Origin of the sequence: Aquincola tertiaricarbonis (assembly GCF_000969605.1) — a bacterium.
In the GTDB taxonomy this organism is placed as follows: Bacteria; Pseudomonadota; Gammaproteobacteria; order Burkholderiales; family Burkholderiaceae_C; genus Aquincola; species Aquincola tertiaricarbonis.
On sequence record NZ_JZUE01000002.1, the window covers coordinates 297,035 to 308,344 of the forward strand.

Below are 11,310 nucleotides of genomic sequence, written 5' to 3' on the forward strand. Positions count from 1 at the left end.
AAAACAATGACGTCGAACGACCCCGCCCAACAAGCCCCCCAAGCCGCCGATCCGGCCGCCGCCGGTGCGCCCGCCGCAGCACCGGCCGCCCCTGAAGCCACGACCGCGTCGCCTGCCGCCCCGTCGGGCGCCGACGGCGCCGCGCCGTCGGCCGAAGCCCGCCTGGCCGAGCTGGAGGCCAAGCATGCGGAGGTGGCCGACGCCTACCTGCGCTCCAAGGCCGAGGCCGAGAACACCCGCCGCCGCGCCGAGGAAGAAGTGGCCAAGGCCCGCAAGTTCGCGGTGGAAGGTTTTGCCGAATCGCTGCTGCCGGTCAAGGACAGCCTGGAAGCCGCGATCGCCATCCAGAACGCCACCAGCCAGCAGATGCTGGAAGGCGTGCATGCCACGCTGCGCCAGCTCAGCCAGGCGCTGGAGCGCAACAAGGTGGTCGAGATCGCGCCGCCCGCGGGCACCAAGTTCGATCCCCACCAGCACCAGGCCATCAGCGTGGTGCCGGCCGACCAGGAGGCCAACACGGTGGTGGCCGTGCTGCAGAAAGGCTACCTCATCGCCGAGCGGGTGCTTCGCCCCGCGCTGGTGACGGTGTCGGCGCCGAAGTGAGCCTTGAAAACACCTGAGTTATCCACAACTCGAACACAACCGGATTTTTCAGTTTCAGGAGAAAGAATATGGGCAAGATCATTGGCATCGACCTCGGCACCACGAACTCGTGCGTCGCGGTCATGGAAGGCAACACCACGCGCGTGATCGAGAACAGCGAAGGTGCGCGCACCACGCCGTCGATCATTGCGTACCAGGAAGACGGTGAGATCCTGGTCGGCGCCGCCGCCAAGCGGCAGGCCGTCACCAACCCGCGCAACACGCTGTATGCGGTCAAGCGCCTGATCGGTCGCAAGTTCACCGAGAAGGAAGTGCAGAAGGACATCGACCTGATGCCCTACACCATCGCCGCGGCCGACAACGGCGACGCCTGGGTGGAAGTGCGCGGCAAGAAGCTGGCGCCCCCGCAGGTCAGCGCCGAAGTGCTGCGCAAGATGAAGAAGACCGCCGAGGACTACCTGGGCGAGGAAGTGACCGAGGCCGTGATCACGGTGCCCGCGTACTTCAACGACGCGCAGCGCCAGGCCACCAAGGACGCCGGCCGCATCGCCGGCCTGGACGTCAAGCGCATCATCAACGAGCCCACGGCCGCGGCCCTGGCCTTCGGCCTGGACAAGCACGGCAAGGGCGACCGCAAGATCGCCGTCTATGACCTGGGCGGCGGCACCTTCGACATCTCGGTGATCGAGATCGCCGACGTCGATGGCGAGAAGCAGTTCGAGGTGCTGTCGACCAACGGCGACACCTTCCTGGGCGGCGAGGACTTCGACCAGCGCATCATCGACTACATCATCGCCGAGTTCAAAAAGGAGCAAGGCGTCGACCTGACCAAGGACGTGCTGGCCCTGCAGCGCCTGAAGGAAGCGGCCGAGAAGGCGAAGATCGAGCTGTCGAACTCGTCGCAGACCGACATCAACCTGCCCTACGTCACGGCCGATGCCTCGGGCCCGAAGCACCTGAACATCAAGCTCACCCGCGCCAAGCTGGAAAGCCTGGTGGACGAGCTGATCGAGCGCACGATCGAGCCCTGCCGCATCGCCATCAAGGATGCGGGCGTCAAGGTCAGCGACATCGACGACGTGATCCTGGTCGGCGGCATGACCCGCATGCCCAAGGTGCAGGAGAAGGTCAAGGAGTTCTTCGGCAAGGAACCGCGCAAGGACGTCAACCCTGACGAAGCCGTCGCCGTGGGCGCGGCCGTGCAAGGCCAGGTGCTGGGCGGCGAGCGCAAGGACGTGCTGCTGCTGGACGTCACCCCGCTGAGCCTGGGCATCGAGACCCTGGGCGGCGTGATGACCAAGATGATCAAGAAGAACACCACGATCCCGACCAAGTTCAGCCAGGTGTTCTCCACGGCCGACGACAACCAGCCGGCGGTGACCATCAAGGTGTTCCAGGGCGAGCGCGAGATGGCCTCGGGCAACAAGAGCCTGGGCGAGTTCAACCTCGAGGGCATTCCGCCGGCCCCGCGCGGCGTGCCGCAGGTGGAAGTCACCTTCGACATCGACGCCAACGGCATCCTGCACGTGAGCGCCAAGGACAAGGGCACCGGCAAGGAAAACAAGATCACCATCAAGGCGAACTCGGGCCTGTCCGAAGCCGAGATCGAGAAGATGGTGAAGGACGCCGAGCTGAATGCCGCCGAAGACGCCAAGAAGCTGGAGCTGGTGCAGGCCCGCAACCAGGGCGAGGCGCTGGTGCACTCGGTCAAGAAGAGCGTGAGCGAGCATGGCGACAAGCTCGACGCGCCTGAGAAGGAAAAGATCGAAGCCGCGCTGAAGGACCTGGAAGCCGCCCTCGCGGGTGAGGACAAGGCCGACATCGACGCCAAGACCGAAGCCCTGATGACCGCCAGCCAGAAGCTGGGCGAGAAGATGTACGGCGATGCCCAGGCGGCTGCCGCCGGCGCCGCCGGTGCGGCCGGTGCCACCGAAGGCGCGGCCCCGAAGAGCGAAGCACGGGCGGAAGACGACAACGTCGTCGACGCCGACTTCAAGGAAGTCAAGAAGTGACGTGCTGAACGACGGCGGCGGCCCTGCCCGGTCCGCCCCCGACGTTCCTTGAATGCGCCGCGTCCGGGCGCGAAGGTTGCGTGATGAACGCCTCTTCGCCCCGGCGCGGCTTCCTCGCTTGAATGAGCCCGAAATTCAATGGCAACTTTCAATGGCAACTAAGCGCGACTACTACGACATCCTCGGCGTCCCCAAGAACGCCGACGATGACGCTATCAAGAAGGCCTACCGCAAGCTGGCCATGAAGTTCCACCCGGACCGCAACCAGGGGGACGATGCCAAGACGGCCGAGGAGAAGTTCAAGGAGGCCAAGGAGGCCTACGAGATGCTCTCCGACCCGCAGAAGCGAGCCGCCTACGACCAATACGGCCATGCCGGCGTCGACCCCAACATGGGCATGGGCCGCGGCGGCCCCGGCCAGGAAGGCTTCGGCGGTTTCGCCGAGGCGTTCGGCGACATCTTCGGCGACCTCTTCGGTGCGCAGGGCGGCCCCGGCGGCCAGCGCCGGCCGGGCGGCGGCCAACAGGTGTACCGCGGCAGCGATCTCTCCTACGCGATGGAGATCACGCTCGAGGAAGCAGCCAACGGCAAGGAGACGCAGATCCGCATCCCCACGTGGGACACCTGCGAGACCTGCAAGGGCTCCGGCGCCAAGCCCGGCACCAGCCCCAAGACCTGCGCCAGCTGCAACGGCAGCGGCACGGTGCACCTGCGCCAGGGCTTCTTCAGCATCCAGCAGACCTGCCCGCACTGCCACGGCACCGGCAAGATCATCCCCGAGCCCTGCGTGACCTGCAGCGGCGACGGCAAGATCAAGCGGCAGAAGACGCTGGAGGTGAAGATCCCCGCCGGCATCAACGAAGGCATGCGCATCCGCTCGGCCGGCAACGGCGAGCCTGGCACCAACGGCGGCCCCGCCGGCGATCTCTACATCGAGATCCGCATCAAGCAGCACGAGATCTTCGAGCGCGACGGCGACGACCTGCACTGCACCGTGCCGATCGGGCTGACCACCGCGGCGCTGGGCGGCGGCATCGAGGTGCCTACGCTGGGCGGCAAGGCGGAGATCGAGCTGCCCGAAGGCACCCAGCACGGCAAGACCTTCCGGCTGCGCGGCAAGGGCATCAAGGGCATCCGATCCAGTTATCCGGGCGACCTGTACTGCCATATCGCGGTGGAAACCCCGGTGAAGATCACCGAGCACCAGCGCAAGCTGCTGAAGGAACTGGACGACTCCTTCCGCAAGGGCGGCGACAAGCACTCGCCCAACGCCAAGAGCTGGACCGACCGGGTCAAGGACCTGTTCAAGTAAGCCTGCGCTTCTGGGGATGCCGCCGGTTACAAGCCGGCGGCGCGCTGCTATAAGCCTCGTAACGCCGGCAGCTCCAGCGTCCACGAGGTCTTGCATGGCGATGCTCGAGATCGGTGACAGCGGACCCGCGGTCCGTAAGCTGCAGCAGGCACTGCTGACGGCCGGGTTCAATCCCGGCAAGATCGACGGCGAGTTTGGCGCCGGCACCGAAGCCGCGGTGATGGCCTTCCAGCACAGTGCCGGCCTGCTGCACGACGGCGTGGCCGGCCCCCGCACCTTGCGTGCACTGGGCCTGGCACGCAGCGACAAACTTCCCGACGCCACCGACCGCTTCACGCTGCAGGTGGTGGCGCAGATGTTCCCCGCCACGCCGCTGGGCGCCCTCCGCAGTCACCTGCCGCCGGTGCTGGAAGCGATGAAGAGCGCCGGCATGCCCGACCGCATCATGCTGCTGGCCGCACTGGCCACCATCCGCGCCGAGACGGCGGGCTTCGTGCCCATCGACGAAGGCCCGTCGCGCTTCAACACCTCGCCGCGCGGCCACCCATTCGACCTCTACGACCGCCGCGCCGATCTTGGCAACCACGACGCGCCGGATGGCGCCGCCTTCAAGGGCCGCGGCTTCGTGCAGCTCACCGGCCGCCACAACTACACCGTGTATGCCGAACGGCTGGGCGCCTCGCTGATTGACCATCCGCACGAGGCCAATGACCCCGCCGTGGCCGCGGCGGTGCTGGCAGCCTTCCTGAAGGACCGCGAGCTGCGCATCAAGTCGGCGCTACTGGAAGGTGACCTGCGCAGTGCCCGGCGCGCAGTCAACGGCGGCAGCCACGGGCTGGAAGCCTTCACCGAGGCCTACCGCATCGGCGACATGCTGACCGACGACGAGGATCTCTAGGCAGGGTGCCTAGAACAAGCTGCCCTGGGCCTGCATGCCGGCCTTCACCGGCGGCTTGAAGCGGCTGAAGTCCAGCTCGATCCGCTCCCGGTCCAGGCCCAGCCGCGCGGCGGCCTTCTTCACGCGCTGGTGCAACAGCTCGGCCCAGATGCCCTGCCCGCGCATGCGGCTGCCGAAATTGGCATCGTTGTCGCGGCCACCCCGCATCTCACGGATTCGTGCCATGACCCGCGCTGCGCGGTCAGGGAAGTGCTGCTCCAGCCACTGCTGGAACAGCGGGTTCACCTCCCACGGCAGCCGCAAGACGATGCTGAAGGCCCGCGTGGCACCCGCCTCGGCCGCAGCCTCCAGGATCTGCTCGATCTCCGGCTCGTTGATGAAGGGTATGACCGGCGACACGCTCACGCCCACGCGGATGCCCGCCTGGGTCAATGCCTTGATCGTCTGCAGGCGCCGGTGCGGCGCGGCCGCCCGCGGCTCCAGGATGCGGGCGAGCTGAGGGTCCAGCGTGGTGAGCGAGACATAGGCCGCCGCCATGTTCTGCGCGGCCATTGGCGCAATCAGGTCGATGTCGCGCTCGATGCCGGCCGACTTGGTGATGACCGAGAACGGATGCTGCGCCTCCACCAGCACCTCGATCACCGAACGGGTGATTCGCAGCCGGCGCTCCACCGGCTGGTAGGCGTCGGTGGCCGAGCCGATGTTCAGCGCCTGGGGACGGTAGCTGCGCCCGGCCAGGGCCTCACGCAGCCGTTCGGCCGCATTCACCTTGGCGATGATGCGCGTCTCGAAGTCCAGCCCCGGCGACAGGTTGAGGTAGCTGTGCGTGGGCCGCGCGAAGCAGTAGATGCAGCCGTGCTCGCAGCCGCGGTAGGGGTTGATCGACAGGTCGAACGAGATGTCCGGCGAGTCGTTGGCCGCCAGGATCGACTTGACGTTCTCTTCCACCAGCTGCGTGCCGGGCGCCAGCACCTCTTCCTGCGCCGCCTGCTCCAGCGCACCCCAGCCGTCGTCAAAGGCCTCCCGTGCATCGGAAGTGAAGCGGTGCTCGATGGCCCACACCGTGCCCCGGCCCTTGACCGGCGAGCGAGGTGCATACATCAAGGTGGCCGCTGGCGGGCGTGACTGAATGGGACGGTCGGTGCGCATACTGTGAATATATACAGTGCTTGCGCGCCTTGCAAACGCCGGCGCCACGGCCGGCCCATCACTCAATACTCGCCGCTGCTGCTGCCCGGTGCCAGGTTGTCGAACTTGGTCAGCGGCTTGAGGAAGGTGAGCTTCACCGTGCCCACCGGGCCGTTACGCTGCTTGCCGATGATGATCTCGGCCACGCCCGGCTCCTTCGAGTCCTTGTTGTAGTACTCGTCGCGGTAGATGAACATGATGACGTCGGCGTCCTGCTCGATGGCGCCGGACTCGCGCAGGTCGCTCATCATCGGCCGCTTGTCGGTGCGTGTTTCCACCGAGCGGTTGAGCTGCGACAGGGCGATCACCGGGCATTGCAGCTCCTTGGCCAGTGCCTTCAGGCCACGCGAGATCTCGCCGATGACGGTCGCCCGGTTCTCCTCGTTGCTGCTGGCGGTGCCGCTCATCAGCTGCAGGTAGTCGATGACGATCAGGCCCAGCTTGCCGCACTGCCGCGCCTGGCGCCGTGCGCGGGCGCGCAGCTCGGCCGGGTTGAGCGCGGGCGTCTCGTCGATGAAGACGCTGGCCTTAGACAGCTTGTCCACCGCCTCGGTCAACCGGCCCCATTCGTCGTCGCGCAGCGCGCCGGTGCGCAGGTGCTGTTGGTCGATGCGGCCGAGCGAGCCCACCATCCGCAGCGCCAGCTGCGAGGCGCCCATTTCCATCGAGAACACCACCGCCGGCAGGCCTTCGTTCACCGCCACATGCTCGGCGATGTTCAGCGCGAAGGCCGTCTTGCCCATGGAAGGCCGCGCCGCCAGCACGATCAGGTCGCCCGGCTGCAAGCCCGCCGTCATGCGGTCCATGTCGTAGAAGCCGGTGCGCACGCCCGTCACTTCCTCGGCGCCGTTCTCGGCCAGCTCGGTCACGCGGTCGATCAGCTGCATGACCAGGTGGTCCATGCTCTGGAAGCCCTGCTTGGTGCGTGAGCCTTCTTCGCCGATCTTGAAGATCTTGCCCTCGGCCTCGTCCAGGATCTGCGACACCGCCCTGCCCTGCGGATTGAAGGCGTTGGTGGCGATCTCGTCACTGGCCTCGATCAGCTTGCGCAGGATGGCGCGCTCGCGAACGATCTCCGCATAGCGCCGCAGGTTGGCCGCGCTGGGCACGCTTTGCGCCAGCGCATTCAGGTAGACCAGGCCACCGCACTCGTCGGCCTTGCCCAGGCTCTGCAGCTGCTCGAAGACCGTGATGACGTCGGCGGGCTTGTTGGCATTGATCAGCGAGCCGATCACGCCATAGATGGCCTTGTGCTCGAAGCGGTAGAAGTCGCTTTCCTGCAGCAGGTCGCCGGCGCGGTCCCAGGCGCCGTTGTCGAGCAGCAGGCCGCCGAGCACGCTCTGCTCGGCTTCGATCGAATGGGGCGGCACCCGCAGGCGGGCGACTTCGTCGTCGCGCGCGGCGCCAGGAAACACGGGGCTCTGGAAGACTACAGACATGGTTCCGAGGATAAGCCGGCCCTGCGACAGCGCCTGTGGACAGACCTGTGCATGACCTGGGGAACTTGCGCGGATAACCCGCCGCGCCAAAGAAAAAGGGCCGGCGATCAGCCGGCCCTCTTGCAGCGACGGTGCGCCGAGGCGATCAGTCGGTTTCGCCGACCACCACGATGGTGACTTCCGACACCACGTCGGTGTGCGGAGCGACCGCCACCGTGAACTCGCCGATGGTCTTCAGCGGGCCGTTGGGCAGGCGCACTTGCGACTTGGCGATGTCGAAGCCTTCCTTCTTCAGCGCGTCGGCGATGTCGGCATTCGTGACCGAGCCGAACAGACGGCCATCGACACCGGCCTTCTGCGCGATGCGGACCGACTTGCCGTTGAGCTTGTCGCCCAGGGCTTGAGCGGCCGACAGCTTTTCGGCGGCGGCCTTCTCGAGCTCGGCGCGGCGGGCTTCGAATTCCTTGATCGCGACGTCGGTCGCGCGGCGGGCGCGCTTGGTCGGGATCAGGAAGTTGCGGGCGTAGCCGTCCTTGACCTTGACGACATCACCGAGATTGCCCAGGTTGGCAACCTTGTCCAGCAGGATGATTTGCATGGCGGTTTCCTCAGGACTTGTGCTGGTCGGAGTACGGCAGCATGGCCAGGAAACGGGCGCGCTTGATGCACGTCGTCAGCTGGCGCTGGAAGAACGCACGCGTGCCGGTCAGGCGAGCGGGCGTGATCTTGCCGTTTTCACCGACGAAATCGCGCAGCGTGTCGATGTCCTTGTAGTCGATCGTCTCGACGCCGGCGACCGTGAAGCGGCAGAAGCGCTTGCGGCGGAACAGCAGCGATTGTTGGTTGCGCTTGGGCTTGCGATCTTTGGCCGAACGGCCTTTACCACGTGGCGGGGGCATAGTGACCTCGTTTGATTCTGGATCCGGGATTGAACAGGTGCGCTCGTCAGTCGAGTGCCGTGACATGGAACACGACGCCGCGGCCGTTGCGTGCTGCTGCGAGAAAGCCGGCGAAGGTGCGCGAGGCGCCCAGTTCCAGCTTGCTCAACGGCTGCGTGATCTCCCCGATCGCCACCGAACGCATCTCGAGAGACACCTTGCGGGGGTGGCCGTTCTCGCTGACCTCGGACTCGTGCTGAAGCACCAGGTCCAGGGCCGGCAGGCCGGCGGGGGTGTAGCGCAGCGCGGCACGCTCCAGCAATTGCGCTTGCAGAACCAGCCGGTTCATGCGGGCAACTGCCAGGCCGCGAACATCATGCTCAGGCGGCGCTCTCCTGCGCTTGCTGCTTGCGGGCTTCTTCGCGCTCGACCTGCTTCATGATGACGGACGGCGCGGTTTCGGCCTTGTCCATCGCCACGGTCAGGTGACGCAGCACGGCGTCGTTGAAGCGGAAGCCGGTTTCCAGCTCTTCCAGCGTTTCCTTGCTGCACTCGATGTTGAGGCAGAGGTAGTGGGCCTTGCTGAGCTTCTGGATCTGGTAGGCCAGTTGGCGGCGGCCCCAGTCCTCGACACGGTGCACCGTGCCGCCAGCATTCGTGATGCTGCCCTTGTAGCGCTCCAGCATGGCCGGAACCTGTTCGCTTTGATCCGGATGGATCAGCAGAACGATCTCGTAGTGACGCATGGATTCTCCTTGTGGATTCCGTGGTGGAAGCCGCGGCGCTGCATCGGTTCGCCTGCGGCAAGGCCGGGGTGCGCGCAGGCGCACACCCTGGATTGGCTTCTTCCCCGAACCCTGCAGGCCCGGAAAAGCCCGCGAGTATAGCAGTTCAGCCCGGGCTGGGGGAACGCAGGCGTTCGACCAGCGTCTGCTGATCGCGCGACGGTGCCGGACCGAGGTGGCTGGCCAGCACCATCACCAGGAAACCCACCGGCACGCCGAACACGCCGGCGGCCACCGGGTCGATGCCCCACCAGCGCCATGCATCGGCGGCCGGCTGCAGGCCGACCAGGTTGCGGAACGCCGAAAGATTGGCGGCCATGTAGCCCATGCACACCAGCAGCCCGCTCAACATGCCGGCGGTGGCACCCCAGCGGGTGGCGCGCTTCCAGAAGATGCCCAGCACCAGCGCCGGGAAGAAGGCCGAGGCCGCCAGAGAGAAAGCCGCCGACACGAATTGCAGGATGTTGGCGATGCGCAGCGAGGCCACCCAGGCCGCGATCAACGCGATCACCAGCACCAGCATCTTCGACATCATCACCCGCCGGATGGCCGACGCCCGCGGGTTGATGGCGCGGTAGTAGATGTCGTGGGACAGGGCATTGGCGACCGTCAGCAGCAGGCCGTCCGCGGTGGACAGGGCCGCCGCCAGCCCGCCCGCAGCCACCAGGCAGGTGACCACGTAGGGCAGCCCGCCGATCTCCGGCGCGGCCAGCACGATGAGATCGCCGCTGAGCCGCAGCTCGGCCAGCTGCAGCAGGCCGTCGGCATTGATGTCCTCCACCCACACCAGGCCGGAATCCAGCTTGCTCCAGCGCCGTATCCAGGCCGGCAGTTCGTCGAACGGCGTGCCGACCAGGTGGCTGAGCACCTCGTACTTCACCAGCACCGCCAGCGCCGGCGCCGACAGGTACAGCAGCGTGATGAACAGCAGCGACCAACCCACCGAATTGCGCGCCTGCGCCACGGAGGGCGTGGTGTAGTAGCGCGTGAGCACGTGCGGCATGGCGGCCGTGCCCATCATCAGGCACAGCACCAGGGCCACGAAGTTGCGGCGGCCGCTTTCGTCGGAGGAAGGCCCCGGCTGCGACGGCGCGAACGGCTCGGCCTGCGGCGCCATGCCGCCCAGTGGCAGCGCCTGCTGCGCGGCGCGGTCGCGCTCGCGCTCGTAGGCGGCGCGCGCGTCGGCCTCGTTGCGCGGGGCCAGGGCCAGCTGCCGCTCGGCCTGCTGGATGCGGCGCAGCGGCGCGTCTTCCGCACGCAGCGCCTGGATGCGTTCAGCCTGTCGCTGCGCATCCTCCTTCATGGCCGCGGGCACGTCGGCCAGCTTCTGCTGCGCGCTGATGGCCCGCCGCTCCAGCGCCGCCTGCGCCCGCTGCTCGGCCGCGTCGTTGCGCAGGTGTTCCTCCATGCGCGTCACCTGCTGCAGCTGCTGCGAATAGGTGATCTGCGGCAGCCAGCTGCCGCTCTGCTTGACCGACAGCCAGGTCAGCGGCAGCAGGAAGGCAATCAGCAGCACGATGTACTGCGCCACCTGCGTCCAGGTGACCGCGCGCATGCCGCCCAGGAAGGAGCACACCAGCACACCGCCCAGGCCGACGAAGATGCCCACCTCGAAGCTGAAGCCGGTGAGGTGCGAGGTGATCAGGCCGACGCCGTAGATCTGCACCACCACGTAGACGAAGCTCACCAGCAGCACCGCCGCCACCGCGATGAAGCGCGGCAGCCCGCCGTAGCGCTCGCCGATGAAGTCGGGGATGGTGAACTGGCCGAAGCGACGCAGGTACGGCGCCAGCAGCAGCGCCACAAGGCAGAAGCCGCCGGTCCAGCCCAGCAGGTAGGCGAGGCCGCCGAAGCCCTGCAGGTACAGCACGCCCGCCATGCCGAGGAACGAGGCGGCGCTCATCCAGTCGGCGGCGGTGGCCATGCCGTTGTAGAAGGCCGGCACGCGCCGGCCGGCCACGTAGTACTCGGCCTCGTCGGTGGTGCGGCACGACAGCCCGATGGTGGCGTACACCGCCACCGTGGCCACCAGGAACATGGTGCCGATCCACGCCCGCGAGAAGCCCGCGTGCTCGGCCCAGGCCAGCAGCGCCACGAACAGCAGCACGCCCAGCGCGAACATCCCGTAGCGCCGGTGCAGGCGCCGTTCGAAGGCGCCTGCGCTGCTGCCGCGGGCGGTAGTCAGACGCGCTCCC

The 11,310-nt window shown here is 67.2% G+C and carries 11 protein-coding genes; 4 read left to right on the forward strand and 7 right to left on the reverse strand.

The genetic code is table 11. The features are described from left to right. Positions 1-6: 6 nt before the first annotated feature. From grpE to VO99_RS03640, 4 genes are all read left to right on the forward strand, one after another. On the forward strand, positions 7-603 hold the full coding sequence (grpE, locus tag VO99_RS03625; RefSeq protein WP_083440334.1) for a nucleotide exchange factor GrpE: 597 nt from the start codon (positions 7-9) through the stop codon (positions 601-603). A 68-nt stretch (positions 604-671) separates the two neighbouring features. Continuing rightward, a complete protein-coding gene (dnaK, locus tag VO99_RS03630) occupies positions 672-2,615 on the forward strand; it encodes a molecular chaperone DnaK (RefSeq protein ID WP_046111426.1) in 1,944 nt (647 codons plus the stop codon). Positions 2,616-2,766: 151 nt separating this feature from the next. Next, positions 2,767-3,927 carry a molecular chaperone DnaJ gene (dnaJ, locus tag VO99_RS03635; RefSeq protein ID WP_046111427.1) on the forward strand — a complete coding sequence of 387 codons (1,161 nt, stop codon included), beginning with the start codon at positions 2,767-2,769 and terminating at the stop codon, positions 3,925-3,927. Positions 3,928-4,021: 94 nt separating this feature from the next. Continuing rightward, positions 4,022-4,825 carry a peptidoglycan-binding protein gene (locus VO99_RS03640; RefSeq protein ID WP_046111428.1) on the forward strand — a complete coding sequence of 268 codons (804 nt, stop codon included), beginning with the start codon at positions 4,022-4,024 and terminating at the stop codon, positions 4,823-4,825. A gap of 9 nt (positions 4,826-4,834) precedes the next feature. On the opposite strand, the gene VO99_RS03645 is transcribed toward VO99_RS03640, so the two are convergent. The 7 genes from VO99_RS03645 to VO99_RS03675 all read right to left on the reverse strand — a co-directional run bounded on the left by VO99_RS03645 (position 4,835) and on the right by VO99_RS03675 (position 11,237). Further along, complete coding sequence (locus VO99_RS03645; protein WP_157039420.1) at positions 4,835-5,926, reverse strand: PA0069 family radical SAM protein; 1,092 nt, start codon at positions 5,924-5,926, stop codon at positions 4,835-4,837. Between the two features lie 110 nt (positions 5,927-6,036). Next, positions 6,037-7,452, reverse strand: coding sequence for a replicative DNA helicase (gene dnaB / locus VO99_RS03650; RefSeq protein ID WP_046111430.1), 1,416 nt, complete (start codon positions 7,450-7,452; stop codon positions 6,037-6,039). A 145-nt stretch (positions 7,453-7,597) separates the two neighbouring features. Beyond that, the gene (rplI, locus tag VO99_RS03655) at positions 7,598-8,050 is read right to left on the reverse strand and encodes a 50S ribosomal protein L9 (RefSeq protein WP_046111431.1); all 453 of its coding nucleotides are present in this window, start codon (positions 8,048-8,050) and stop codon (positions 7,598-7,600) included. A gap of 10 nt (positions 8,051-8,060) precedes the next feature. Then, positions 8,061-8,351, reverse strand: coding sequence for a 30S ribosomal protein S18 (gene rpsR, locus VO99_RS03660; RefSeq protein WP_046111432.1), 291 nt, complete (start codon positions 8,349-8,351; stop codon positions 8,061-8,063). Positions 8,352-8,397: 46 nt separating this feature from the next. Next, positions 8,398-8,679 (reverse strand): primosomal replication protein N, encoded by a 282-nt coding sequence (priB, locus tag VO99_RS03665; RefSeq protein WP_046111433.1) that lies wholly within the window; start codon positions 8,677-8,679, stop codon positions 8,398-8,400. 31 nt (positions 8,680-8,710) lie between these two features. After that, a complete protein-coding gene (gene rpsF, locus VO99_RS03670) occupies positions 8,711-9,076 on the reverse strand; it encodes a 30S ribosomal protein S6 (protein ID WP_046111434.1) in 366 nt (121 codons plus the stop codon). Positions 9,077-9,221: 145 nt separating this feature from the next. After that, the gene (locus VO99_RS03675; protein WP_083440335.1) at positions 9,222-11,237 is read right to left on the reverse strand and encodes a VC_2705 family sodium/solute symporter; all 2,016 of its coding nucleotides are present in this window, start codon (positions 11,235-11,237) and stop codon (positions 9,222-9,224) included. Positions 11,238-11,310: the final 73 nt, after the last annotated feature.

What these genes read in the sequence shown, in the direction of transcription:
- grpE (WP_083440334.1), top strand. Translation starts at nt 7, where the DNA reads ATGACGTCGAACGACCCCGCCCAACAAGCCCCCCAAGCCGCCGATCCG.
- dnaK (WP_046111426.1), top strand. Translation starts at nt 672, where the DNA reads ATGGGCAAGATCATTGGCATCGACCTCGGCACCACGAACTCGTGCGTC.
- dnaJ (WP_046111427.1), top strand. Translation starts at nt 2,767, where the DNA reads ATGGCAACTAAGCGCGACTACTACGACATCCTCGGCGTCCCCAAGAAC.
- VO99_RS03640 (WP_046111428.1), top strand. Translation starts at nt 4,022, where the DNA reads ATGGCGATGCTCGAGATCGGTGACAGCGGACCCGCGGTCCGTAAGCTG.
- VO99_RS03645 (WP_157039420.1), bottom strand. Translation starts at nt 5,926, where the DNA reads ATGTATGCACCTCGCTCGCCGGTCAAGGGCCGGGGCACGGTGTGGGCC.
- dnaB (WP_046111430.1), bottom strand. Translation starts at nt 7,452, where the DNA reads ATGTCTGTAGTCTTCCAGAGCCCCGTGTTTCCTGGCGCCGCGCGCGAC.
- rplI (WP_046111431.1), bottom strand. Translation starts at nt 8,050, where the DNA reads ATGCAAATCATCCTGCTGGACAAGGTTGCCAACCTGGGCAATCTCGGT.
- rpsR (WP_046111432.1), bottom strand. Translation starts at nt 8,351, where the DNA reads ATGCCCCCGCCACGTGGTAAAGGCCGTTCGGCCAAAGATCGCAAGCCC.
- priB (WP_046111433.1), bottom strand. Translation starts at nt 8,679, where the DNA reads ATGAACCGGCTGGTTCTGCAAGCGCAATTGCTGGAGCGTGCCGCGCTG.
- rpsF (WP_046111434.1), bottom strand. Translation starts at nt 9,076, where the DNA reads ATGCGTCACTACGAGATCGTTCTGCTGATCCATCCGGATCAAAGCGAA.
- VO99_RS03675 (WP_083440335.1), bottom strand. Translation starts at nt 11,237, where the DNA reads ATGTTCGCGCTGGGCGTGCTGCTGTTCGTGGCGCTGCTGGCCTGGGCC.